The following is a 25,411-nucleotide window of genomic DNA, read 5'->3' on the forward strand; positions in this document are numbered from 1 at the left end:
CGTCGAGTGCCGGGCTTGTAGGTCAGCTCCGGTCGCGATTGACGCACCGGTCAAACTGCACTGGACTGCCGAGCGACCGGTGCTGACATTGTCGCCGCCTATCCGATGTCAGCACCGTGTGCGTGTATACTCGGCATTGAATCGTTTCTGTTTCTGCATCTGCACACGGAGCTGACCTACAAGACTGACACATCTTCGATGTGTCCTCCGGCGTCACATGTCGTCCTCCCGCCGCGACGGGCAATCTGGCACCCGACGGACGCCAAAACAAAAAGCCCCGGGCGAGTGGCCGCGCCGGGGCTTGCAGCAGTCAATGGATCGACGATCACTGCATGTTTTTGATGATCTGCGTGGCATACTCCGAGGTGCTCACTTTCGTCGCACCCTTCATCTGCCGCTCCAGATCGTACGTAACCGTCTTCTTGCGGATGGTGGTCTCGATTGCCTTCTCGATCATCACGGCCGCTTCGCTCCAGCCGAGATAGTCGAGCATCATCACGGCGGAGAGAATCAGGGAGCCGGGATTGACCATGTCCTTGTCGGTGTACTTCGGCGCAGTGCCGTGTGTCGCCTCGAACAGACCGACATAGTCGCCGATATTGGCGCCGGGCGCCATGCCCAGACCGCCGACCTGTGCGGCGCAGGCGTCGGACAGGTAGTCACCGTTGAGGTTCGGCGTCGCGAGGACGCTGTACTCATCAGGCCGGGTCAGGATCTGCTGGAACATCGAGTCGGCGATACGATCCTTGATGACGATCTTGCCGGCCGGCGCCTTACCGTTGTGCTTGCTCCAGAGTTCGTCCTCGGTGACGATCTGGGCGCGGAACTCCTTGGTCGCAACCTGATAGCCGATATCGCGGAAGAACCCTTCGGTGTATTTCATGATGTTGCCCTTGTGAACCAGGGTCACCGACGGGAGCTTCTTGGTTATCGCGTGCAGGATGGCCTTGCGCACGAGCCGCTTGGTGCCGGTCGCCGAAATCGGCTTCACGCCGATGCCGGAGTCGGTGCGGATGCCGGTCTTCATCGTCTTGTTCAACCAGGCGATCACCTTCTTCGCGTCCGCACTGCCTTTCTTCCACTCGATGCCGGCGTAGACGTCTTCGGTGTTCTCGCGGTAGATGATGACATTGAGTTTGTCGGGAGCCACGACCGGCGACCCGACGCCTTCGAAATAGCGCACCGGACGAACGCACGCGTACAGGTTGAGCACCTGTCGCAGCGTCACGTTAAGCGAACGGAAGCCGCCGCCGATCGGAGTCGTCAACGGACCCTTCAGGGCGACGATGTACTTCTTGATCGCGTCGAACGTCTCCTGGGGCAGCCACTCCTTGTACAGTCGGTTGGCGTTCTCGCCCGCGTAGACGTCCATCCACGCGATTTTCTTCTTGCCCTTGTAGGCCTTCTCGACCGCGGCGTCGACCACCCGGCGTGTCGCCTTCATGATGTCGCGACCGATACCGTCGCCTTCGATCACCGGGATGATCGGGTTGTCCGGAACAACGATCTTCTTATTCTGGACCTTGATCGGAGCGCCGTCCGCCGGAATAACGATATGCTTGTAACGAGCCATGATTCTCCTCTGCGTGCTCTTAGTAGCCCATGATCTTGAGGTGCTCTTTGTAGGTGGCCGCCGACTTCTGCAGCGACGCCAGCTCGGCCTTGCTCAGCTTCAGCTCGAGGATCTTCTCGACACCGCCGGCGCCGAGTACGACGGGGACGCCGATGTAGATGTCCTTGATGCCGTACTGGCCGGTGAGATAAGCCGATGCCGGCAGGACCTTCTTCTCGTCGCAGAAGATCGAGCGGCACATATCGACCGAAGCCGCCGCCGGTGCGTAATAAGCTGAGCCGGTCTTGAGCAGCTTGACGATCTCGCCGCCGCCTTCCGCGGTGCGCTGGGAAATAGCCTTGATCCGGTCCTTGTCGATCAGTTCGCCGATCGGAATGCCGGCCACCGTGGTGTACCGCGGCAGCGGCACCATCGTGTCTCCGTGACCGCCGAGTACCATCGCCTGGACATCGGTCATGGCGACCTTTAGCTCCATGGCGACAAATGCGCGCAAGCGCGTCGAGTCGAGCACACCGGCCTGACCGAGGACGCGGCTGCTCTCAAAGCCGGTCTCCTTCTGCATGTGATAGGTCATCAGGTCGAGCGGATTAGACACCACGATCACGTACGCCCTGGGAGCGTGCTTCTTGATCTCGCGGGCGACCGAGCCGACGATGTCGGCGTTTTTGGTCAGGAGATCTTCGCGGGTCATGCCGGGTTTACGCGGCAGACCGGCGGTCATTATAACGACGTCGGCACCCTTGATGTCCTTCATGTTGTTGCTGCCGGTCAGCATGCAGTTGTAGCCGCGCACCGGCCCGGCCTGAGTGAGATCCAGCGCCTTCCCCTGCGGAATGCCCTCCAGAATGTCGATCAATACGATGTCGGCAAGATTGGCCTCGGCCAAGTACATAGCGCATGTTGCACCGACGTTTCCAGCCCCGATTACGGCAATTTTCTTGTTCATTGCCTCCTCCCGGATGTTATGGCATTAGTGGGTTCAGTTGTCCTTCACGGTCAATACCGTATGGCCGGCGTCATACACTACCGCCAGCCTATCCAGATCATACGAGGCTCTCCTCTCCGTCAGATAAGTGTTCAGGTCGTCTATAGGCTCGTAAAAAACTTGTCGAACATCCTGCTGAGGAAGCTGCGAGAGAAGGCGAATATCGATCCTTTGCGACATCGCGATTACCCTCGAAAGCTTGTGCGATCCGAAACGAAGCACTCCATCGTGCGGGCAATTGCGAATGCGGTCCCATGTGAGCGCCTGCCGGAAGAAGTGCTCGGATCCGACACCCTCAGCGCAAACCGACGCCAGGATGGCTGCGCCGCCGGACCGCACCGCAGCCTGACAGTTTTCCAGTCCCTTCTGCACCTGGTACAAATTGCTGTCGAGGGGCGGGCGCATCTCGCACAGGACGGCGTCGTACGGCGCGCCAACCTCGCAGGCGTATACCGCGCGAGCGGCCGCGACAGCTCGTGCGAAAGCGTCGCGAATCTCGCCGCACGAGACGTCATGAATCACGCGATCGGCGTCCGCCACTACCTGAACCGCATAGATGGTGCGGTCGGCGAGCATACTCACCAATTCGTCAAAATGCTCGGCAACCGGATTTCCGCTCAGGCGGAGGGGACGTGCTTCGAGCGAATTGGCGAGGTTGTGATTACGTTCGATGGTGTCCAAATCACAGAGTCCCGGGAACAGCGACTTACGTCCGCCGGTAAAACCCGCGAAGTAGTGTGGTTCGACCGATCCGATCACAAGCACGTCGTCATGCTCCAGTACGGTTCTGTTCAAGAGCACGTCGCACCCGAATCGATCGCGGCCCACCGGCATCATCGAGTTCCGATCTCGACAATCGTGCACCGTCACTCGTCCGAGCAGGCGTCCATAGAGCTTGCCAAAGATGCTGCGGAAGTGGTCGTCTGTCGGAGCACCGTGTGCGCCGGTGGCGACGAGGTACGAAGCGCGGTCCAGGAGACCGGGGAAGTCGCTATCGAGCCATGTGAGAATCAGGGCGGTCGGCGTATGGCGGTAGCCGTCATTGACGATGATCAACGGCGATGACGAACGCATGACGCGATCGGCGCCGGACTGCCGGAACCGATGCAAAAAGACGTCGCGTGTCAAGCTCCCGCCGCTGCGGCGGGAACCGAAGGTATCCACATGTACGCCGTCGGGTACCGTCACAGTCAGCGTTGCCTTCCCATATGCAAGCGTAATGTCCATGCACCGGGAGCCATTTCTCCCGCACCCTCCTGGAGCGCCGCAGGTTCGTCCCCGTACCGGCGGCTCGAAGCGCTCGGTCAGACGCCGGCGCAAACGCCGGTAATGACGTCAGATATCAAATGGCGTTCGGGCCGAAGAAGAACGCGATTTCTTTGGCCGCGTTGTCATCGGAATCGGACGCATGTACGGAGTTCTTCTCTATATCGCGCCCAATCTCGTCGCGAATGGTCCCGCAGGCGGCTTTTGCAGGATCCGTCGCACCGATCAGTTCGCGAAGGTCATCAACCGCATTGTCCTTCTCCAGGAGCATCGGCACCACCCGGCCCGACGTCATAAACGCCACGAGGGAATTCAGGAAAGGCTTCCCTTCGTGCACCGCGTAGAACCGGCGGGCCTGTTGTTCAGTCAGATGTACCATGCGGATATCGGCGACGGTGAACCGGGCTTTTTCGAGTCGGTTGATGACGTGGCCGATGAGATTGCGTTCGGTCGCATCGGGCTTGATAATCAGTAGTGTCTTGCTCATGAACGACAACATCCTTTTCATCAGGTCTTTTTGAGTTTGGCTGCCTCGCGGAAGCCGATCTCCACCGCCTTGCGGTTTTTGTCCTCGGTGCCTCGCGGAGCGCGTGCCAGTACGGCCTTAAGGAGCTTCTCTTTGTCAACAACGCCGGTGAGTTCGGCGATTGCGCCGAGCGCGATGACATTTGCCACCATCACGTGTCCGGCTTCCTCGCGAGCGAGGCGTGTGAACGGCAGACCGTAGTAGTGGTCGGTTGGCACGTCGGTCACCAGAACGTTGTCGATAACCAGCGTCCCGCCCTCTTTCAAGTCCTTGTAATACGAATCCATCGACTCCTGCGTCATGGCAAGCAGGAGATCGAGCTTCATCGCCTTGGGGTAGAAGATCTGGTTCTTAGAAACGACGACGTCGGACTTCGACGCACCGCCACGGGCCTCGGGGCCATAGGACTGCGTCTGAGAAACATTCTTGGTACCGTCGGCGCCGATGGCTTCAGAGAGAATCACCGCACCGAGGATCATTCCCTGGCCGCCCGAACCGGACAAGCGGATCTCGAAGCGATCCTGAGGTACGGAGATTTTTTCAAGCAGAGAGCCCATTTTTATCTCCTTCCCTGTTGCACGCGGTTGACCAGCTTCTCGTACTCGTCGCAGTATTCGGTCCGTTCCCGGTCTTCATAGAGCGTTCCGATTATCCATTTGTCCTTGAGTTCTTCCGGCGACATTTCGCTCGCCTTCTGTGTCGTTACCGAGCGGTCCTTGAACATGTTCAACATGGCCACGGCATCGCCCTGCTTATTGAGGCGTCCGAAGTACGTGTGGCAATTGGCGATCGCTTCGACGAGCGAGAAACCGCGGTGCTCCAGGGCCTGAGAAATCTGTTTCTCCAGCTGGGGTGCGTGATACACCGTGGAGCGCCCCACGTAGGTCGCACCGGCGGCCGTGGCCAGTTCACAGACGTCGAAGTGCTTCTCGACGTTGCCGTAGGGCGTCGTGGTCGAAAATGCCGCATCGGGGGTTGTCGGCGAGCCCTGACCGCCGGTCATACCGTATATGTTGTTGTTTATCAATACCGCGGTGAGGTCAATATTGCGGCGGCAGGCATGGATGAAGTGGTTGCCGCCGATAGCCAGGGCGTCACCGTCGCCTGTCACCACGATCACCTTCATGTGGGGCTGGGCAAATTTTACGCCGGTGGCGAATGCCAGCGCGCGCCCGTGCGTGGTGTGGAGAGCCATGAAGTCGAGATAGATGGGCATGCGGCTCGAGCAGCCGATACCGGAAACCATTACAACTTCATCCCTGTTGTAGCCAAGCTTATCAACGGCGCGAATGATCGCGCTCATGACGGTGCCGTTTCCGCAGCCCGGACACCAGACCGACGGAAACTTCTTTCCCGGCCGGAGGTACTGCAGCACAACGTCGGATTTCTGTTTCGCAGCGGTAGCCATCACATCACCTCGTCCACTTTCTCCAGCACCTGAAGCGGCGTCAGGATTTCTCCATCGTATCGCTGCACGGCGTGAACTTCGATCTCATCGGGGAGGGCTCGACGCACTTCGTGCACGATCTGCCCCATGTTCAGTTCAGCGACGACGACTTTCTTCGCGTGACCGCACAGATCCCTGAGGGGTCGGTCGGGGAACGGCCAGATCGTGTACAACTGGACGACTCCGATTTTGGCGCCCGCTTCACGGGCAATCTGTGCCGCCTGAAGCGAGGCGCGTGCGGCGGATCCGTAGGCAATCAGGATGATTTCGGCATCTGCGGTCCAGTGCGCTTCCTGCTTGTAGATCTCTTCCTCGAAGTTGGTTATCTTGTAGCGAAGCTTGTCGAGCTTGATTTTCGTCTCGTCGGCGCGATTGGTCGTAAAGCCGTGGGTGTCGTGTGTCAGGCCGGTAATGATGAATCGATAGCCCTGGCCGTACGACGCCATGGGTGAAACCATATTCTCGGTCAACGCGAACGGTTCGAATGTCTTGCCGGGCGGTTCGGTCGGTCGGACACGCTCGTAGATCTCGTAATCGCCCTCCTGAGGGATTTCCACCATCGAGCGCGAGTGCGCGATTACCTCGTCAAGCAGAACGGTCACGGGAGTGCGGAACCTTTCTGCAAGATTGAAAGCGCGGATAGTCTCGGTTACCGTATCGGCCACCGTGGACGGCGCTACCGCAATCGCGACATAGTCGCCGTGCGTCCCCCAGCGAGCCTGCATCGTATCCGACTGGCTGACCTTGGTCGGCAGTCCTGTCGACGGTCCGCCGCGCTGAACATTCACGATGACGACCGGCGTCTCGGTCATGAACGCATAGCCAATATTTTCAACCATGAGCGAATAGCCCGGACCGGAGGTCGCTGTCATCGCTTTGAGACCGGAGACCGACGCTCCAATAATCGCAGCCATCGAAGCGATTTCGTCTTCCATCTGAATGAACCGCCCGCCAATCCTGGGCAGTTCGCGTGCACAACCCTCGGCCACCTCGGTCGACGGCGTAATCGGATATCCGGCATAGAATCGCATGCCGGCATAGATCGCGCCAACCAGACAGGCCTGGTTGCCCTGCAGCAGTTTACGTTCTCTTTCTGACATTGCCCGCGTGTTCCTACTTGTAGTTCGAGGTTATGGCCAGGTCCGGGCAGTGTATCCAGCACAGGGTGCACTGCGTGCAGTATTCGGGGCGAGCAAGCACCGGCTTGCCGTCTCGATCCGGTTCGAATACCTGGGTCGGGCACAGGGCGATGCAGATATTGCATGCCTTGCACCAGGACAAATTGATCGTTACCGGCGGCGGCCCGACGGAGTAGTCATATTTCGTCTGCGGCGGTTTCCGGCGGGCCTGCTCGGTGCTGTTTGTGTCGCTCATGATAGCTCCCTGCGAAGCTTCTCCCAGCTTCTGCTATACTCTCGCGGTCTTCTCCACACCTGTACGTAACCTATCTGCTCTTCTTCGTTGCTTTTTTCTTCGAGGTCATCTTCTTCGTTTTTGACGCCGTCTTCTTCGCGACCTTTCCGGCGGTCTTTTTCGACGGTTTGGCCTTACTCTTTTTTACGCCGCCGGCTGCCGGTTTCTTGGTTGACTTTTTCGCTGGTTGCTTCGGTGCAGGTTTCCCAGCCGGCTTTGCTTTTTGTTTCGCCATGTGTTCCTTAAGCATCGCCGGAAGTTCGGTCGGGGATCCCGCGACGGGGATACCCGCCTTGTTGAGAGCAGCGATCTTATCAGCGGCGGTCCCACTGCCACCGGATATGATAGCACCGGCATGTCCCATCCGTTTTCCGGGGGGAGCAGTCTGACCGGCGATAAACGCCACGACGGGTTTGGTCATGTGTTTCTTGATGAACTCAGCGGCCTTTTCCTCGTCACTGCCACCGATTTCGCCGATCATCACGACGGCTTTTGTCGCCGGGTCTTTTTCGAACGCGTCAAGGACATCGATAAAACTCGTACCGATGACCTGATCTCCTCCGATACCGATGCAGGTGGTTTGTCCCATACCGGCGAGGGTCAGCGCCCAGATCGCCTCATACGTCAGCGTGCCGGAGCGCGAGATCACACCCACGTTGCCCTTCTTCACGATGGTGCCGGGCAGAATCCCGACTTTGGCCTGATCGGGGGAAATTAGCCCGGGGCAATTCGGACCGATCAACCGAGCGCCGCGTGATTTCACAAACGGCACGGCTTTCATCATATCGTTCGCCGGAACACCCTCGGTGATGCAAACAATCACCTTGATCCCTGCATCGGCAGCCTCGTAAATGGCATCCGCCGCGAATGCCGGCGGGACGTATATAACCGACGTGTTGGCATTGGTAGCTTCTACGGCTTCGGATACGGTGTTAAACACGGGGATGCCGGCGATCGTGGTGCCGCCCTTACCCGGGGTCACCCCTCCCACAACGTTGGTGCCGTATTTCTTCATTTGCGCGGCATGGAACGAACCGTCGCGTCCGGTGATCCCCTGCACCAACAGTCTTGTTTTCTTGTCTATGAAAATCGACATGCGTCTTTTCCTTTTCGCGCTCCGGTTAGGCAGTGGCCTCGGCCAGCTTGATGGCCTTTTTAACGACATTGTCCAGTGTGTCTGCGGTCGGAAGATTCATCGAGGCCAGAATTCTTTCGGCTTCCTTTTCGTTGGTCCCGGTGAGCCGCACGACGACAGGCACCGAGGGGCTCAGCTCTTTGTATGCTTCCACGATACCGTTGGCTACGTCATCGCAGCGAGTGATGCCGCCGAATATGTTGATGAGGATAGCCTTGACGTTGGAATCGGACAGAATGATCGACATAGCGGCGACGACTTTCTGCGGGTTGGAACTTCCGCCGATATCAAGGAAGTTGGCAGGTTCGCCTCCGTATCGCTTGACCAGGTCCATGGTCGTCATGGCCAGTCCGGCGCCGTTGACGATGCAGCCGATATTGCCGTCGAGCTTGACGAATGACAGGTCAGCTTCCCGGGCCTTCACTTCCGACGGCTGCTCCGCATCGAGATCGCGCATTGCGGCAATTGCGGGCTGGCGGTACAGCGCATTGTCATCGATATTCACTTTCGCGTCAAGAGCTATGACGGCGCCGCCGGGAACGGTAACCAGCGGATTGATCTCGACGAGCGATGCGTCGTTCTGCCAATACACGTTGTACAGTTTCATGATGATGTCGGCGGCCTGTCGGACTTGATTTATGTCGCGGTAGAGTCTGTATGCGAGTTCTCGCGCCTGGAAAGGCTTGAGTCCGACCACCGGATCGACCGCGAGCTTGAAAATCTTCTCAGGCGTTTTGGCGGCGACTTCCTCGATATCAATGCCACCCGCGGGCGAAACCATGATAACCGGCCGCTGACTTGCGCGGTCGAGGACAATGCCGACGTAGGCTTCCGAGAGAATCTCCTCCGCCACCGTAACGAGCACTTTTTTGACTTCGAAGCCCTTGATATCCATTCCGATGATCTTGGTTGCCAACACGCGCGCAGCCTCGGCGTTTTCCGCATACTTCACGCCGCCGGCCTTGCCGCGACCGCCGACATGTACCTGCGCCTTGACCATCACCGGCTTGTTGTACTGCTCGGCGAGTGCGAAGGCTTCGGAGGGCGTTGTCGCGACATCACCCGGAGGGACCGGTATTCCGGCCTGTGCAAACAGCTGCTTCGCCTGATACTCGTGCACGTTCATCAGTTCGTTCCTTCGTTTTTATCGCTATCGTTGATGTCAGATCCGCTCTCGTGATAGTCGCGGGCAAGTTCGATGAGGCGTTGCCGCGTGTTGTCTTCCGGATTGTCGAGGACTTTTTCCAGCAAGTAATTCAGCACGTCGCCCACCTGCCTGGACGGCTTCAATGCGAGGATGGTCATGACATCAATACCGTTGATGGCCAGGTCGTTCAAACCGAACGGGGGTTTTCGTTCCAGCTCCTCGCGGATGTTTCGTTCGAATTCGTCCACATCTTCGGTGGTTCCTCCCATCCCCTGTCCGACAACATCCGCGCGGCGGAGATCAAGCAGGTCGAAGATGAGCTCCTGCCCCACCCTGCGAACGAGCCGGCGCATACCTTTGTCCGTGACCGCCGTCGTGAACATGTGTCTTTCGACGAGGACGGCAACGTCGTGCGCAAAGTCCCTGGGATAGCGAAGCCGCTTCAGCACCGCCAGCGCAGTGTGCGCACCGGAGGTCTCGTGGCCGTAGAAGGTCGCGCCGGTATCGGTCAGACGTCGATGCTGCGGTTTGTTGATATCGTGGAACAACGCCGCCATGCGCAGCCTGAGATTCATCGGGCAGGCATCGAGCACGTGGAGTGTATGTTCAAAGACGTCGTAGCGGTGATAACCGCCCGGCTGTTCCACGCCGACACACGCATCCAGTTCAGGAAGGATTGCGGCAAGCAATCCGGTTTTCTGCATCAGGCGAAATCCGTGCGACGGGTTTTCGGCTTTTTCAAGCAACTTGTTCAGCTCTTCTGCGATGCGCTCCGCCGAAACCGAGTGAATCAGGGCATGGTGTTGCGTCATAGCCGCCAGAGTGGACGGCTCGATTTCGAAGCCGAAACGTGCAGAGAACTGGACCGCTCGCAGCATGCGCAGCGGATCTTCGGGGAATGACGTCGGCGAAGTCATGCGCAGGCATCGATTCTTCAGATCGACCATACCTTCCAGCGGGTCGATCAACTCCCCTCCGGGCAGCGCAATCGCCATGGCGTTGATGGTGAAATCGCGACGGACGAGGTCGGCCTCGACGGGAAGATTCGGATCGAATTCGACGTCGAAATCCCTGTGGCCGGTGCCGGTGGAGTACTCCCGCCGCGGCAGAGATATGTCAAACGTGCGGGGTGTAGAATCGTGATACTGGGTGAACTTGATCACACCGAACGAACGCCCCACCAGATCCACGCGGCCAAAGCGGCGCAAAATACCGGTGAGTGCGTCGTACGGGATACCGGTCACGAGGTAGTCGCGATCCTTAATCGGGCGATGACCGAGGAAACGGTCGCGTACGGCACCGCCGACTTCGTATATCCGACCCTTCGCCAGTATTTGTTCAACCACTTCCTTCGACAATTGACACATACCTATCCCGGAATAATCCTTGTCCCGGCCTTTCCGAACACGGCCTGCGCCGCGTTCGCAAATGACGTGATGGTCACCAGGTCGCCTCCGTTCTCGATAAAGGCAATTGCTGCCTGGATTTTGGGACCCATCGATCCGGGCGGAAACTGCCCGGCCCTAAGATATTCTTTCAGTTCCGACACTGTCAGTTCGTCGAGATCGACCTGATCGGGCCGGCCGAAGTTGAGACTAACCTTGTCTACTGAAGTCAGGATTGACAGGATTCCGGCTCCGATTTCGTTGCCAAGGACCGCGGAGGCGAGATCCTTGTCGATCACGGCATCGATCCCTTCGTAATTGCCTTTGTCGTCGACATAGACGGGAATGCCACCGCCGCCACCTGCGATGACAATCGTTCCGTCGGCTACCAGCCGTTTGATGGTGTCGCCCTCGACTGCCTTATAGGGGACCGGTGAAGGCACGACTCGCCGCCATCCCCGGTTGGCATCCTGCTTCATCTGCCAGCCCCGAGTCTCCGAAAAGACGGTCGCTTCGACTTCATTGTAGAACTGGCCGACGTACTTTGTCGGGTTGAGGATCGCCGGGTCATCGCGGTTAACGAGCATCTGCGTGATAATCGTCACGACCGGTCGATCGATACCTTCGACGCGCAGGCGATTTTGCAGGGACTGCTCGATCATGTACCCCATACCGCCCTCCGTGTCAGCGACCAGCACACCGAGCGGGAGTTCGGGAGCGCGTCCGCGCGCGAGTTCCACTCGCAGCAGCGCGTTGCCGACTTGCGGACCGTTGCCGTGCGTCACCACCAGCTTATAGCCGTTGCGGGCAAGCTCGATTATCCCGCCCAGCGAATTGCGCGTATTGGCAAACTGATTGGTGATGTTGTCTTCCTGGCCGGGGAGTGTGATTGCATTCCCGCCGAGGGCCACCACCGCCGTCTTTTTTTTGTCCGCGCCTGTCATCCTGAGTACGTTCATTTGTGGTTCGGGGCGAGCGCCGCGGCGCTCACCCCGTGTACCGGTCCTATTTCTGCTTTTTCGTTGCCACCTTTTTTGTCGAGAACCTGGCCTCAAGTATGGAAGCCAGCGTCGGTGTACCGATCTCCTGCAGGCTGTAATGCACCCGTACCGTCGGTTTGTTGATCTTGATGATCCGGGTGAGGTCGATCGGCGTGGCAATCACCACCGCGTCGCAGTCGGTCTTGTTGATGGTCGTCTCGAGGTCCTTGACCTGTTTGTCACCGTACCCCATGGCCGGCAACAGCGTCCCGATTCCGGGGTATTTCCGGAAAGTCTCGGTAATCGACTTGACGGTGTATGGTCGCGGATCGACGAGGTCGGAAGCACCATACTTGACAGCGGCCACGACACCGGCACCGTATTCCATCTCGCCGTGTGTCAGGGTGGGGCCGTCCTCAACAACCAGCACCCGCTTGCCGCGGATCAACTCGTGGTGATCCACATCGAGCGGAGAGGCTGCGTCGACCACGATCGCCCCGGGATTATATTCGGCGATGTTCGCGCGGACCTCGGCGACGTCATCCGGATCGGCCGAGTCGATTTTATTGATCACGATCACGTCGGCCAACAACAGGTTATTCTGCCCCGGATAGTAGCTCAGTTCGTGGCCCGGCCGGTGCGGATCGACGACGGTGATTTGCAGGTCCGGTTTGTAGAAGGACATATCGTTGTTGCCGCCGTCCCACAAAATGACATCGGCCTCTTTCTCCGCCTCGCGGACAATCGCCTCGTAGTCGACTCCGGCGAAGACTGTCACGCCGTGCATGATGTGCGGCTCGTACTCCTCGCGCTCTTCGATCGTACATTTGTGTTTGTCGAGATCGCTGAGCTTGGCAAAGCGCTGGACACGCTGTTTTTCCAGGTCACCGTAGGGCATGGGATGGCGAATGGCGACAACCGTCTTGCCCATAGCCTGCAGCGCTTCGGCGACGCGACGGGTCGTCTGCGACTTGCCGCAGCCTGTCCGAATGGCGCAAACGGCCACCACCGGCTTGGTGGACTTGATCATGGTCGGCAAACCGCCCTCAACGGCAAAGCGCGCGCCGGCCGCCATGACGTGGGCCGCCTTCTCCATCACGTACTGGTAGGGAACATCGGAATAGGAGAAGACGACTTCATCGACGCCATGTTTTTTGATCAGATCGAGCAGTTCGGACTCGGCGTGTATGGGAATGCCTTTCGGATACAGCTTTCCGGCCAGCGATGCCGGGTACTTGCGTCCTTCGATATCGGGAATCTGCGTAGCCGTAAAGGCCACGACGTCGACATCGGCGTTGTCACGATAGAGCACGTTGAAGTTGTGGAAATCGCGTCCGGCGGCTCCCATGATGATGATTTTTTTCCTGGCTGCCATCTATCTGATCCTTTCTCGTTTGTTCTGCGTGTTCGTTCACCCGACTTTCGGTGCATCGAAGGGATGCATCCACCAGATCCTTATATCGATGATGCCATCCACATGAACGAAACCAGATAGACCAGGCGACAGGCGCGATGCGGATCGCCAGACTCGCCCGTCCGTCCCACTATGAACTTACACTGCGCCATACCGCTGACCCACTCTCCCATCGGCGTATCCGGACTATTGGTTGTCGATCTGGGCACGTTGAATGCGTCCCGAGAAATCGACATAGACTGACTTCCATTCGCTGTACACTTCGAGCGTCGCCGCGGCCGCCTCACGATGGCCGTTGCCGGTATTCTTCGTGCCGCCGAACGGCAGGTGAGTTTCGGCGCCGATAGTCGGCGCATTCACGTAGAAGATACCGGTGTAGACATCACGCATGGCGACGTAGGCCTTATTAATATCCTGGGTATAGATGGAGGCTGACAGGCCATACTCCGTATCGTTTGCCATTTCGATCGCCTGATCGAACGTATCGAACACGGCGATTGACAGCACCGGGCCGAATATTTCTTCCTTCCACAGCCTCATCTTCTGCGTGACGTCCGCGAAGATGGTCGGCCGCACGAAGAATCCCTTGTCGAAGTCCCCGCCCGCGAGACGTTCCCCGCCTGCAACGAGACGGGCACCTTCCTTTTTGCCGATTTCTATGTAGCTGAGGACGGTATCGAGCTGCGCCTGGTTGACGCATGGCCCCATTTGGACAGACGAGTCCAGGCCGTTGCCTACCTTGAGCGCATTGGCCCGCTTGACTATCATGTCAACCGTCTTGCTGTAAACGTCCTTGTGGACGATGAGGCGGCTGGTCGCCGTGCACCGCTGTCCGGTCGTACCGAACGCACCCCACAGCGCGCCCTCTACGGCCAGTTCGAGATTGGCATCGTCCATCACGATCTGAGGGTTCTTGCCGCCCATCTCGAGGCAGGAGTGCTTGAACTTCGGAGCGCACGCCTCCGACACCTTTCGACCGACCTCGGTCGAACCGGTAAACGACACCACGCGCACGCGATGATCGTGGATCAGGGGCTGTCCGACCTTGCTGCCCGCGCCGGTTACCATGTTTACCACGCCTGCGGGGATACCCTCTTCGTGACACACCTGGACCAGGTTGACGACCGAGAGGGGCGTATCGGTGGCGGGCTTAATCACAACGGTGTTGCCGCAGATAAGCGCCGGCATCATCTTCCATGACGGGATGGCCATGGGGAAATTCCAGGGTGTGATGAATCCGCAGACACCGAGCGGCTGGCGTACCGCCATATTGAATTTGTTCATCATCTCCGACGGTGTCGTGAATCCGAACTGACGGCGTCCTTCACCGGCCATGTAAAACGTCATGTCGATCGCTTCCTGCGTATCGCCACGGGTCTCGGCCAGGATTTTGCCCATTTCGCGGGTCATGTCCCTGGAAAGTCTCTCCTTTTCGGCGAGCAGACGGGCGGCAACCCGATAAAGGATTTCGCCACGCTTGGGCGCCGGAACGAGACGCCACTTGCGGTAAGCGTCGGCCGCAGCGGTGATCGCATCGTTGACATCTTCAGCCGTCGATTTCTGAAAGAGACCGACTACTTCGTCGGTGTTGGCAGGGTTGCGGTTCTCAAATGTCTCGCCAGATCGAGACGCTACCCACTCGCCATTTATGAAGTTCTTGTAGACAGTCGGGGTCGCCATAATTGACTCCATCGCAAAGAGATATTTATCGCCTCACCTGTATATTGCCGACGCGGCTATAATAGAGGAACCCGCATCGGGCACAATAAGCGGTTAATATAGATTTTCCAGTTGGTTTGTCAACCGGTTTCCCCACCGTTTCGGGGCATTTTCGGTATACCGGACAACAATTTACGGCGTGACAGCAATGAATTGATGCGATTGTGGTTTGTTACAAAATTCACGTCCGTCAGCTGCCGACCAGGACTATTGATGTAAATCTGCTCTCGTCCGTCGTTTATTTTTTCCCCGCTTGACCGGGATAATCGTTTATATTCCAAATCCTTATAGGAGAGTTTATGTACGGATTGCTGCTCGCAGGGTGGCTTAGCTTGCCCATCGCCCCTTTGAACCCCGTTGTCCAAGATACCCTTGACAATATGGCTCTCCATATCACGGCGGGCGCAAATACATCCAACGGCATAGTCGGAACGGGCCCGGATATCACCGCCAAATTCGAAATGCTCGCCCACCACCCCGTGGTATTCAGGGGCGGAATTGACGGGCGGTTCGGAGAGATTCGGTCAATTGTGTACCCGGATGGTGAGTTTTACCAGGGGATCCTGATCCTCGAAGCTATCTATTACAGGGGCACAAACCGGCTCACCGGCTATCTCGGCCTCGGGATGGCATGGGGGTTTGGGCACTTTGTGCCGACGTCGGGCGAACTTGATGCGTTGTACCGGCAAGACTACACGACCGACATCGACGTCAATACCGACCTCGGCTACCGCATCACGCTGGGGCTGCGATTTCGGGAGAAATTGTCCCTTGAAGTGGCCATTACCGAGCTGAAACCGGGATTTGTTTATCACCGATCGCTGCCCAACGGCCGCGATGAGGTGTTCACAGACACGTTTCGGAACAACTCGTTCCGATTATCACTCGGCTACGTGTTTACGTTGCTGAAGTAGCGTGCGAGAAACTCGCGGCGGAACCGATCGAATTCGCCGCTTTCAATAGCTTCCCTGATCCCTCTCATCAACCGTTGATAGAAGTAGACGGAATGGTACGTCGCCAACACCAGCCCCGTGATCTCGGACTGGTTGTACAGGTGGCGGAGGTAGGACCGACTATAGCGGCGGCACACCCGGCAGTCGCAGTGGATGTCAAGCGGACGGTCGTCACGGGCGAACTCGGCATTGCGGTAAACCAGAGGACCGGTTGAGGTAAATACCTGACCGGTTCGAGCATTGCGAGTTGGCAAAACACAGTCGAACATGTCGACGCCATACGACACGGCCATGAGGATGTCTTCGGGATACCCGACACCCATAAGATATCGCGGGCGATCGCCGGGAAGCAGGGTGACGGTGTGGGCGAGGGTTTCTTCCATTTCTTCCTTCGACTCACCGACCGACAGACCGCCGATTGCATTGCCGGGAAAGTCGAGCGAGACGATCTGCTCTGCGGAAATCGTGCGGAGGCCGTTAAACGTGGAGCCCTGTACGATGCCAAACAGCAAACGGCGATAGTCAGTCTCATCAGCGCACAATTCGAGGTGCCGATCGAGTGACCGTTTTGCCCAGTCATAGGTGCGGCGTACTGCGTCGGCGGCGACTCCTTCGACGGCCGGATACGCGACACAGTGATCGAAGGCCATGATAATGTCCGCGCCGAGCGCGTGCTGTATTTCCATCACTCGTTCCGGCGTGAACAGGTGCCGGGAACCGTCGATGTGCGAGGCGAAATCCACGCCGTCGTCCGACAGTCGCGCCCGTTCACGAAGCGAAAACACCTGATAGCCGCCGGAATCGGTTAACGTGGGACGATTCCATCCGTTAAACTTCGCGAGCCCGCCCATAGCCGCGACCGTTTCGTGACCGGGACGGAGATACAGATGGTACGTGTTGGCGAGCATGATCTCCGTACCCGAAGATTCCACATCTTCGGCGGTCATCGCTTTCACCGACCCGGCTGTGCCCACGGGCATGAAAGCCGGGGTCTGGAACGTGCCGTGCCCGGTGCTCACTTCGCCACGGCGGGCAGCGCCGTCGGTGGTCTTGAGGGTGTAGATAGGTTTGTCAGCCAATGACTTTTTCCAATGCACCCTGCAGATCGGAGACACCGATGATTTCAATGGTGGTCTCCCCTACCTGCGACATGTTGCCTTTTGGTATGACGGCTGTGGTGTACCCGAGTTTTGTGGCCTCGGCGATTCGTCGATCAACCATCGTGATTCCCCGCACCTCCCCCGACAGCCCGACTTCACCAACTACAAGGGTTCCCGATGCGATGGATCGATTCTGCAGCGACGAGACAATGGCTGCCATCACGGCGAGATCGATCGACGGTTCCGTGAGCTTCAGGCCTCCCGCGACAGAGACGAAAACATCGTGCGTACCCATAGGGTAGCCGCACCGTTTTTCGAGGATCGCGAGCAGCAACGAGAGACGCTTGCCGTCGATTCCGCCTGCAACACGCTGGGGGTTGCCATAGGCGGCCGACGACACCAGCGCCTGGACCTCGACAAGAAGCGGGCGGTTTCCCTCGCAGATGCCGGTCACGGCGGCGCCGGTGCGCGCAGGTTGGTCGTTCTCCGTGAGGAAAAACGAGGACGGGTTGGCGACATCCATCAAGCCGCGAGAGGTCATCTGGAATAGTCCGATTTCCGAGACCGAGCCGAACCGGTTTTTGGTGACCCGGAGGATTCGATAGAGGTGGGCGGAGTCGCCTTCGAAATAGACGACCGTATCAACCATGTGTTCGAGCACTTTGGGTCCGGCAATCATTCCTTCCTTGGTGATATGACCGACCAGATACAACGCGCATCCTTCCGTTTTGGCCGCACGGATCAGCTGCCCGGCACACTCCCGGATCTGCCCGACCGTCCCCGGAGGGGAATCGAACTGCTCGGACGCCACCGTCTGAATTGAATCGATCAATACGACGGCGAATTCTCCGGCGGCAATCATCGACAAAATCTCGGCTACCTCAGTGCAGTTTACGACGGTAACGTTTTCACCCGTCAGTTCGAGCCGCTGAGCGCGGATCTTCACTTGAGGGAGCGATTCTTCTCCGGTGACATAGAGAACCGGCAGTCCTGCCCGCGAGTATGCGTCAGCGGCCTGCAGCAAGAGGGTCGACTTGCCGATTCCGGGCTCTCCTCCCAGCAGCACGGTCATGCCGGGCAGGATGCGGCCGCCAAGAACACGATCGAGCTCGGGGATTCCGCTCACGTAGCCCTCTCGGGACTCCGGCTGGATATCCACGATTCTGGTGGGACGGCCGGCGGAAGGTCTTGAGGGCGCGGCTTTTCGTACGGGTGCGCGTTCCTCGATCAGGCTGTTCCATGCGCCGCACTCGCGGCACTGGCCCTGCCATTTCGGGTGTTCGGCGCCGCACTGCGAGCAGAAGTAAGCTGTCTTGATTTTTCGGCGAGTTGACATCAGCGTACCTGAATCGGCCCGGCGGCACGACCGTGGATGAACTGCTGCACTACCGGATTTGCCGCCGAACGAACCTCGTCGGGAGTCCCCGTAAACTCAACCCTCCCTTGGTACAACATGACGATGCGGTCGGCGATTTTGAATGCCGAGGTCATGTCGTGGGTGACGGCAATCGATGTTACGTGCAGCCGCTGATTTAAGGCGACGATCAAGTCGTTGATGACATCGGCCGTTATGGGATCAAGCCCGGTCGTGGGTTCATCGTACAGCAGTATCTCAGGGTCGGCGGCGATCGCACGCGCCATTCCGACGCGTTTGCGCATTCCCCCCGACAACTCGCTCGGATACTTGTCGGCAGCGGAGGCGAGGCCCACCATGTCCAGTTTTTCCTGTACGATTCGCTTGATGTCCCCGGGGTGATGATGGCGCGCTTCCTTGAGACCGAGCCCCACGTTTTCCGCAACTGTCAGCGAGTCAAACAGCGCCGCGGATTGGAACAGCATGCCGAACTTCCGACGGATCGGCACCAGTTCTTCGAAGGACAGGTCGGTGATATCCTGACCGTCAATAAGAACCTGTCCGGAATCCGGGCTGAGCAGGCGAATGATGTGTTTCAGCAGGACGGACTTGCCGGTGCCGGATTGCCCGATAATGACCACTGACTCCCCGGCATCAATATCCAGGTCCAGATGATCCAGAACGACCTGTTCTCCGAATCGCCTGCACAGTCCGCGAATTGAAATCAAGCTATGGCCGGCCGGGGTACTCATGTCACAACCGAAACAGAATCATTGCAAAGATGAAATTGAACACAAGAATGAGCACGGAGGAAGTCACTACCGACGTTGTGGTTGCCAGCCCCACGCCCTGGGCGCCGCCACGCGTGCGAAAACCCTCATAACAGCCTACCAAACCGATCAACAACCCGAACACAGCGGCTTTGGTAAGCCCGCCCAGGAAGTCCGTGATTTTGAACGAATCGCGAAAGCCGAACAAGAAGGTCTCCGATGACACATTGACGCCAATCACGGAGACGACCAGACCACCCATGATCGAGATAAAATTGGCGAAGGTCACCAACAGCGGAACCATAACGACGCACGCGAGGATTCTCGGCATCACGAGATACCTGACAGGATTGATGCCGAGGGATTCCAACGCGTCGATTTGCTCGGTCACTTTCATCGTTCCGAGTTCCGCGGTAATCCCCGCTCCCACACGTCCCGCAAACACCAGAGCCGACAACACGGGGGCGAGCTCGATGACGGTAGCTTTGCCGACCGCCTGCCCGAGAAAGCGAAGTGGTGCGCCAATGAACTTGAACTGATAAGCAGCCTGCCACGCCGAGACGGCGCCCACGAATACTGATATTATGATGATGAGCGGCAGCGAACGAACGCCCACCTGATACAACTGGTCGACCAACAGCGGCAGTGACCGGGGCAGGCTACGCAACGTATACAGGAACTCGCCCAGCATGATTGACATGCCGCCGGCGCGGTTCACCATGTGGATGCCGCGTCGGCCAAGGGCACTTATCGGTCGCAGCAAGGCACCTCCTAAAACGGGATGTCGCCGGGATCGGGATCGCCGCGGTCAACGGGGATGGCCCCGGGGGGCAGCTCCCGATGGCCCCGTTCGAGATTTCCGAATCGCGCCAGTTCTTTTCGGAAAGACAGTTGCGCCACGCCGGTCGGGCCATTCCGCTGTTTGGCGACGATTATCTCGGCCTTTCCTTCAACTTCCATATACTTCGGGTCGGTCTTTTCCAGATGGGAAAGATAGAACTCAGGTCGGTAGACGAACATCACAACATCGGCATCCTGCTCGATCGCGCCCGATTCACGAAGATCAGCGAGCTGCGGCCGTTTGTCTCCTCCCCGCTGTTCAACCATACGGGAAAGCTGGGAGATTGCGATGACAGGTACATTCAGTTCTTTTGCCAGTGATTTCATCGAGCGGGAGATTTGCGCGATTTCCTGTTGACGATTTTCCAGTCTTCCCGAGGCGTGCATCATCTGGATATAGTCGACAATAATGAGTCCGACATCGTGCTGGGACTTAAGCCTTCGGGCTTTCGCTCGCATTTCAAGTGCTGACAGCAGCGGAGAATCATCGATAAAAATGGGCGACTCCGAGAGCTTGGCGGCAGTCATCGCTAGCTTGCGCTTCTCAGGCTCGTTGATTCGCTGGGAGCGCACGCGCTGCTGATTGACACCCGCTCGTCCGCACAGCATACGAGTAACCAGCTGCTCACGCGACATTTCGATCGAGAATATGCCGACACCCTTCTTGTTTTCAATCGCCACGGACTCAACGATATTCAGGGCGAATGCCGTCTTGCCCATCGAGGGTCTGCCGGCAATCACGATCAGATCGCCGTTTCGAAGCCCGTCAGTGAGCCGGTCGATCTCGTGATAGCCTGTCGACAGCGCCGATCGGGCCAATTCCGGATTCTCCACTTCGCGCCACACCTGATGTACCGGACCCTCGATCGGCACGAATCCCTGGCGTAACCTGCTTTCCGAGATCGTAAAGATGTGCGCTTCCGCCTGGTCAAGCAGATCATCAACGGCCTGCGCGCCATCGTAGCACTGTTGCACGATATCGCTCGAGGTTTGAATAAGGCGTCGGAGGACCGACTTCTCGAGGACAATGGTGGCATGCGACTCGACATTGGCCACCGATACCACTCCCTCGACCAGCTCCACGAGATACACGCGGCCCCCGACCTTGTCGAGCTGCGCCTGACGGGCCAGTTCATTCGAGACCGTGGTGATGTCGCAGGGTTCGTTGCGGTTGTACAGTTCAAGAACCGCCTGATAGATGATCTGATGCCTCGGAGAGTAGAAATATGACGAGTTGTCGAGCAGTTCGATAGCCCGGTTTATGGCCCCGGCGTCCTTGAGAACGGCACCCAGTACCGCTTGCTCAGCATCGAGCGACTGTGGCGGCTGCAGACGGCTGATGTCTTTTTCGGCGTGCGCGCGCGTGGCCATAGGTACTATCCTTTTCAGACGGCCTTGTTCAAACGGGCCAGGATCAACTGCATATCCGCCCATGTGTCTTTCTTGTACTGAGGAAACCGAAGCAACGCGGCAGGATGATATGTCACCAGCAGGGGTATCGACTCGAACTGGTGCCAGGAGCCGCGGAGCTTGCCCAATGGAGTGGAGGTGTTAAGCAGGGCTTGCGCGGCGATACGGCCCAGCGCACAAATCATCTTCGGACGAATCAGACGGATCTGCTCTCTCAGGTACGGCAGGCACTGACTCATTTCTTCGGGAAGAGGGTCACGATTGTCGGGCGGTCGACATTTGACGACGTTGGCGATATACACCTTGGTTCGGTCAAGTTGCATCGCGGCCAGGATCTTGTCCAGCAGCTGGCCGGCACGGCCCACGAACGGCTCGCCCCTGCGGTCCTCCTCGGCCCCCGGCCCCTCTCCGATGAACATTACATCCGCCTTGGGGTTGCCCACTCCGTAAACGAATTTGTCACGGGTTTTGCCGAGCGGGCACAACTGGCATGTGCATATGGCCGCTTCATGCGCTGCAAGTGAGTCATACGTTGGCTGAGACATAATGCCCAATGACGCCTGTTCAACGTGGTTTTGTTTCTGTCCGGCTGCCAGCGCTTCGGCGACCGACACTTGTCGGACGGCGACCGCTTCGGCCAGTTTATCAGGCGACATGCCTGCGGCCGAGTTGGAACCGATGACCAGTTCACTGATCCCCAGGTCCATCTGGGCGGCCAGCGCCTGCCGAAGCAGCACGTACAGACTGTTGCGATATTCGCTCATGATCCCCTCGTGACATGACAACCGGTAGCTTACAACATGCGGGCAATTGCATCAAGCAGAACTATTGCCAATTCCGATTTGGGCATAAGGTCGAGGCTGCGCGGCTTTGCTCCGGGAACGATAATGGTCACCTGGTTGGTGTCGTGATCAAATGCCGAATGCGGATCGGATGGGCTGTTCAGGACGACCATGTCGAGGTTCTTGGCCCTGAGTTTCTCACGGGCGTTCACGAGGCCGTGGTCGGTTTCCAGTGCAAAACCGACCAGAACCTGCCCCGGGCGCTTTCGCAGTCCCATTTCGCGCAGAATGTCGACGGTCGGCACAAGCTCGAGCGCCAGGGCGTCAGCGCGCTTCTTGAGTTTGGTATCCGAAGGCCGCGCCGGTCTATAGTCTGCCGGCGCCGCCGCCATGATCAGGCAGTCGCAGGATTCGAATTCGCGCGAGACCGCCTCGTACATCTGCTGAGTAGTTTCCACCGTGTGGAAGGTGAGACCGCTTGGAGCCGGCAGGCTGGTTGGGCCGGAAATCAGAACGACTTCCGCGCCGGACTCCACGGCGGACCGTGCCAAAGCATAGCCCATTTTACCGGACGAGCGATTTGAGATGAACCGGACGGGGTCAATTGTCTCGCGGCAGGGACCGGCGGTAACGATTACTTTTTTGCCCGCGAGCGGGCGATGGGCTTTTTTTTTTCAGATCCGGAAGAGAAGAACTGCTTCACCAGTTCATAAATCTCCTGCGGTTCGGCCATTCTCCCGACACCGACGTGATCACATGCCATCTCCCCCTCCTCCGGGTCTATCAAGCGATAGCCCAGTTCCTTCAGCAGGGCGATATTTCTTTGTGTCACCGGGTTTCCCCACATCTGGGGGTTCATGGCAGGAGCCAGCATAACCGGTCGCGGTGTCGCGCAGATGACTGTCGTGAGCAGGTCATCGGAGATGCCGGAGGCAATTTTGCCCACAACATTCGCGGTCGCCGGGGCAACAACAACAAGATCCGGCCATTCGGCCAGATCGATATGTCGGGTGGCCACGTATTGACCTTCGGGAAACAGCTCGACCGCAACGGGGCGATTTGCCACCGATTCGAGCGTGAGGGGCGTAATGAACCTGGTCGCGGCGGCGGTCATCACTACTTGCACCTCAGCGGAATCCTTACGGAGAAAGCGGACGAGATAGGGGATCTTGTAGCAGGCAATGCCGCCGGTCAAGCCGACCAGCACTTTCTTACCGGCCAACGACATATCAGTGGACCTGGAGTGGAGACTCGTCCGTATCGATCCACGTCAGATTGTCCACATCCGCGGAATCGCCGAACACAAACGATGTCGCTACCAATTTGACCTGGTCGAGCGTAACCGGTTTGGGGCCGATCATAGCGCCTCGGTCAAGTATCATCTCAAGCTGCTCGTCGTCGATAAGCCCGAGGTTAAGAAGTTTCAACATAAACCCGTGGGCCTCGGTAGAGAACTGAAAGCGCTCGGCATGAGTCAGAATCCGCGACGAATAATGTTCGTCGGGGAAATCGGAGTAATAGACCGAATCGCCACTGCCGTAACGATCCATTACCCAACAATATGCAGACGAGATTTCGTTGTCGGTATAGCCCATACTCCGAAGATCCGAGGACACATCGTCCATGTTGGACAAACGTCCCTGGTTCTCCCGGATATGGTCTATCAAATAGACCACGATCTCGAGAATCTTGCTTTCCACGTATCGTGCCTCGCGCTCTTCCATATGGCTTATAATACCCTTGGTTGAATCGCGATGCAAGGATGAAACGAAAAGATTCACGCATATCAATCCGTCTCAGGCCACTCGGGCAAATCGAAGCTTGCGGGCTCGCGATTCGTTTGAGCATGAAACACTACTTCGACCTCGATCGTTTCCGCCAGCTTCAGAAATAACGCTTTGGGTCGCTTAATCTTATAGTCGTCGAGGCGGATTGTGAAACGGACCGTGGCATCAATAGTGGATTCATCGGACGCGTGGCAACGATAGGTGAACTCGACGTCTGCCTCGAGCTGACGTTTGACTCCATGTATAAAGAACCATCCATTCGCCCGTCCGGCGACAGCCCGGCCCGATTCGACGGGCCCGTCAAGACCGTCCAGGCTGACAAACTGGAAAAATGCATTTGGATATGTCTCGGTTTCCAGGTGGCGGTCCCGCATGTGCTCGTCGCGAAGATCAATGCCGGTTTTCAGGGTACGCAAATCGACGCGTAACAGACCGGCAGCACCGGCTGTCGGCTGTTCCGGATCAAAGTCGAACCATCCTTCAATGGCAGCAGTTTTCCCTTCGATGAACTCGAGACTCGCTGTCGAGCGAAAGAAGACGGAATCGGCGTGTTCCGACAGATCGATACTGAACCTGGCCGCGCCCGAAGGCGCGGCCAGCCCGACCGCCAGCACGCAAGCAGTCAGGAGGGGGGCTGCAAGGGGAAAACGCTGCATCTCAGTTATCCTGTGCTCCCTGGTTGATCCAATCGCGGATCTGGTTCTGCTGAGCAGCTGACAGGTACGGTCCGCCATTCGGCATGCGGTTTCCGAACGGCGGAGTGTCGGTCGTTTTCAAGTAAATGTTGCTGGATAACGCCTGCCCGATTCGCACGATTGGACCATTGCTGCCGGCGGCTGATCGAACGCTCGCGGCGGTTGGTCCCGCGCCCATGTTCATGCCACCGTTGGTCGTGCTGATATGACATGCGCCACACCAGGTTGACAGCAGCGGTCCGACCGTGGCCGAGAAGCTGACGTCGGCGCCCCCGTCACTCGGCGTAATGCGGCCGATCGCATCGCCGTCGACGATCGTAGCACCCGAGGGACTGCTGAGTGAGAGTCGAAACACCTCTGAAGATTCAGAATTCCCGTCATCGACGATAGTCACATCGACAGTCGTAGTAGTATTCCCGGCCGGGATCGTGCCGAGAGCTGAACCTAACGTATAGTCAACGGCGCCGGCGCTCAATGCGGTAAGCGTAACGGAGAAGGTGATGTCGGTGGCGGATTGGGCGCTGGCAGTGACGGTAAATGACATCGTGGCACCTTCATCGGCGTCCGCGTCGGCTACCGTCAACGAAGGCAGAGACCCTCCACCCCCGCCTCCGGAGCCTGTCGGATTGTCGTCGCCGCTGTCGGAACATCCAACCGCCAGGATCAGAAGAAGGGTGCAAAAAGGCAACCACATTGCTGTTTTCATGGAAGAAACCTCACGTGCTGGTTG

The 25,411-nt window shown here is 58.1% G+C and carries 25 protein-coding genes and 1 pseudogene; 1 reads left to right on the plus strand and 25 read right to left on the minus strand.

All coding sequences use genetic code 11. The features are described 5' to 3' along the window. Window positions 1–325: 325 nt before the first annotated feature. From icd to RBT76_12600, 14 genes and pseudogenes are all read right to left on the minus strand, one after another. Window positions 326–1,573, minus strand: a complete 1,248-nt coding sequence (gene icd / locus RBT76_12535) for an isocitrate dehydrogenase (NADP(+)) (protein MDX9858612.1) — start codon at window positions 1,571–1,573, stop codon at window positions 326–328. A 19-nt stretch (window positions 1,574–1,592) separates the two neighbouring features. Then, window positions 1,593–2,519 carry a malate dehydrogenase gene (gene mdh, locus RBT76_12540; GenBank protein MDX9858613.1) on the minus strand — a complete coding sequence of 309 codons (927 nt, stop codon included), beginning with the start codon at window positions 2,517–2,519 and terminating at the stop codon, window positions 1,593–1,595. A 33-nt stretch (window positions 2,520–2,552) separates the two neighbouring features. Beyond that, window positions 2,553–3,785, minus strand: a complete 1,233-nt coding sequence (locus RBT76_12545; protein MDX9858614.1) for a lactate racemase domain-containing protein — start codon at window positions 3,783–3,785, stop codon at window positions 2,553–2,555. Between the two features lie 115 nt (window positions 3,786–3,900). Beyond that, window positions 3,901–4,311 carry a nucleoside-diphosphate kinase gene (gene ndk / locus RBT76_12550; GenBank protein ID MDX9858615.1) on the minus strand — a complete coding sequence of 137 codons (411 nt, stop codon included), beginning with the start codon at window positions 4,309–4,311 and terminating at the stop codon, window positions 3,901–3,903. A gap of 20 nt (window positions 4,312–4,331) precedes the next feature. Further along, window positions 4,332–4,907, minus strand: a complete 576-nt coding sequence (locus RBT76_12555) for a 2-oxoacid:acceptor oxidoreductase family protein (GenBank protein MDX9858616.1) — start codon at window positions 4,905–4,907, stop codon at window positions 4,332–4,334. 2 nt (window positions 4,908–4,909) lie between these two features. Next, entirely contained in the window at window positions 4,910–5,758 is an 849-nt protein-coding gene (locus RBT76_12560; GenBank protein ID MDX9858617.1) for a 2-oxoacid:ferredoxin oxidoreductase subunit beta, read from the minus strand. After that, window positions 5,758–6,897 (minus strand): 2-oxoacid:acceptor oxidoreductase subunit alpha, encoded by a 1,140-nt coding sequence (locus tag RBT76_12565; GenBank protein MDX9858618.1) that lies wholly within the window; start codon window positions 6,895–6,897, stop codon window positions 5,758–5,760. The genes RBT76_12560 and RBT76_12565 overlap by 1 nt, the downstream gene beginning before the upstream one ends. Before the next feature lie 13 nt (window positions 6,898–6,910). Beyond that, window positions 6,911–7,171 carry a 4Fe-4S binding protein gene (locus RBT76_12570; GenBank protein MDX9858619.1) on the minus strand — a complete coding sequence of 87 codons (261 nt, stop codon included), beginning with the start codon at window positions 7,169–7,171 and terminating at the stop codon, window positions 6,911–6,913. A gap of 265 nt (window positions 7,172–7,436) precedes the next feature. Beyond that, window positions 7,437–8,306 (minus strand): annotated as a pseudogene (gene sucD / locus RBT76_12575) (succinate--CoA ligase subunit alpha). A 25-nt stretch (window positions 8,307–8,331) separates the two neighbouring features. Then, on the minus strand, window positions 8,332–9,471 hold the full coding sequence (gene sucC, locus RBT76_12580) for an ADP-forming succinate--CoA ligase subunit beta (GenBank protein MDX9858620.1): 1,140 nt from the start codon (window positions 9,469–9,471) through the stop codon (window positions 8,332–8,334). Further along, on the minus strand, window positions 9,471–10,859 hold the full coding sequence (locus RBT76_12585) for an HD domain-containing protein (GenBank protein MDX9858621.1): 1,389 nt from the start codon (window positions 10,857–10,859) through the stop codon (window positions 9,471–9,473). The genes sucC and RBT76_12585 overlap by 1 nt, the downstream gene beginning before the upstream one ends. A gap of 2 nt (window positions 10,860–10,861) precedes the next feature. After that, entirely contained in the window at window positions 10,862–11,836 is a 975-nt protein-coding gene (gene arcC / locus RBT76_12590; protein ID MDX9858622.1) for a carbamate kinase, read from the minus strand. Between the two features lie 46 nt (window positions 11,837–11,882). Continuing rightward, a complete protein-coding gene (locus tag RBT76_12595; GenBank protein MDX9858623.1) occupies window positions 11,883–13,232 on the minus strand; it encodes a cyclic 2,3-diphosphoglycerate synthase in 1,350 nt (449 codons plus the stop codon). A 225-nt stretch (window positions 13,233–13,457) separates the two neighbouring features. Then, window positions 13,458–14,951 carry an aldehyde dehydrogenase family protein gene (locus tag RBT76_12600; GenBank protein ID MDX9858624.1) on the minus strand — a complete coding sequence of 498 codons (1,494 nt, stop codon included), beginning with the start codon at window positions 14,949–14,951 and terminating at the stop codon, window positions 13,458–13,460. A 419-nt stretch (window positions 14,952–15,370) separates the two neighbouring features. Between RBT76_12600 and RBT76_12605 the strand changes: the two genes are divergently transcribed. Beyond that, window positions 15,371–15,904: a hypothetical protein gene (locus RBT76_12605; protein MDX9858625.1), complete on the plus strand. Its 534-nt coding sequence runs from the start codon at window positions 15,371–15,373 to the stop codon at window positions 15,902–15,904. On the opposite strand, the gene tgt is transcribed toward RBT76_12605, so the two are convergent. The 11 genes from tgt to RBT76_12660 form a co-directional block, all read right to left on the minus strand. Continuing rightward, a complete protein-coding gene (gene tgt / locus RBT76_12610) occupies window positions 15,880–17,022 on the minus strand; it encodes a tRNA guanosine(34) transglycosylase Tgt (GenBank protein ID MDX9858626.1) in 1,143 nt (380 codons plus the stop codon). The two genes, RBT76_12605 and tgt, sit on opposite strands and share 25 nt — an antisense overlap. Continuing rightward, entirely contained in the window at window positions 17,015–18,379 is a 1,365-nt protein-coding gene (gene radA, locus RBT76_12615) for a DNA repair protein RadA (protein ID MDX9858627.1), read from the minus strand. The genes tgt and radA overlap by 8 nt, the downstream gene beginning before the upstream one ends. Next, window positions 18,379–19,149 carry an ABC transporter ATP-binding protein gene (locus RBT76_12620; protein ID MDX9858628.1) on the minus strand — a complete coding sequence of 257 codons (771 nt, stop codon included), beginning with the start codon at window positions 19,147–19,149 and terminating at the stop codon, window positions 18,379–18,381. Before RBT76_12620 ends, radA begins: the two co-directional genes overlap by 1 nt. Before the next feature lies 1 nt (window position 19,150). Then, on the minus strand, window positions 19,151–19,930 hold the full coding sequence (locus tag RBT76_12625; protein MDX9858629.1) for an ABC transporter permease: 780 nt from the start codon (window positions 19,928–19,930) through the stop codon (window positions 19,151–19,153). Between the two features lie 8 nt (window positions 19,931–19,938). Then, window positions 19,939–21,378: a replicative DNA helicase gene (dnaB, locus tag RBT76_12630; protein ID MDX9858630.1), complete on the minus strand. Its 1,440-nt coding sequence runs from the start codon at window positions 21,376–21,378 to the stop codon at window positions 19,939–19,941. Between the two features lie 14 nt (window positions 21,379–21,392). Then, entirely contained in the window at window positions 21,393–22,181 is a 789-nt protein-coding gene (locus tag RBT76_12635) for a uracil-DNA glycosylase (GenBank protein ID MDX9858631.1), read from the minus strand. 29 nt (window positions 22,182–22,210) lie between these two features. Then, window positions 22,211–22,834 (minus strand): phosphopantothenoylcysteine decarboxylase, encoded by a 624-nt coding sequence (locus RBT76_12640; GenBank protein ID MDX9858632.1) that lies wholly within the window; start codon window positions 22,832–22,834, stop codon window positions 22,211–22,213. Continuing rightward, a complete protein-coding gene (locus tag RBT76_12645; protein MDX9858633.1) occupies window positions 22,834–23,427 on the minus strand; it encodes a flavoprotein in 594 nt (197 codons plus the stop codon). Before RBT76_12645 ends, RBT76_12640 begins: the two co-directional genes overlap by 1 nt. Before the next feature lies 1 nt (window position 23,428). Continuing rightward, window positions 23,429–23,923, minus strand: a complete 495-nt coding sequence (locus RBT76_12650) for a DUF494 family protein (GenBank protein MDX9858634.1) — start codon at window positions 23,921–23,923, stop codon at window positions 23,429–23,431. 62 nt (window positions 23,924–23,985) lie between these two features. After that, window positions 23,986–24,642, minus strand: coding sequence for a YceI family protein (locus RBT76_12655; GenBank protein ID MDX9858635.1), 657 nt, complete (start codon window positions 24,640–24,642; stop codon window positions 23,986–23,988). A gap of 1 nt (window position 24,643) precedes the next feature. Beyond that, window positions 24,644–25,387: a hypothetical protein gene (locus RBT76_12660; GenBank protein MDX9858636.1), complete on the minus strand. Its 744-nt coding sequence runs from the start codon at window positions 25,385–25,387 to the stop codon at window positions 24,644–24,646. Between the last annotated feature and the right edge of the window lie 24 nt (window positions 25,388–25,411).

This window comes from Candidatus Zixiibacteriota bacterium (assembly GCA_034003725.1).
Taxonomy (GTDB): domain Bacteria; phylum Zixibacteria; class MSB-5A5; order GN15; family FEB-12; genus WJMS01.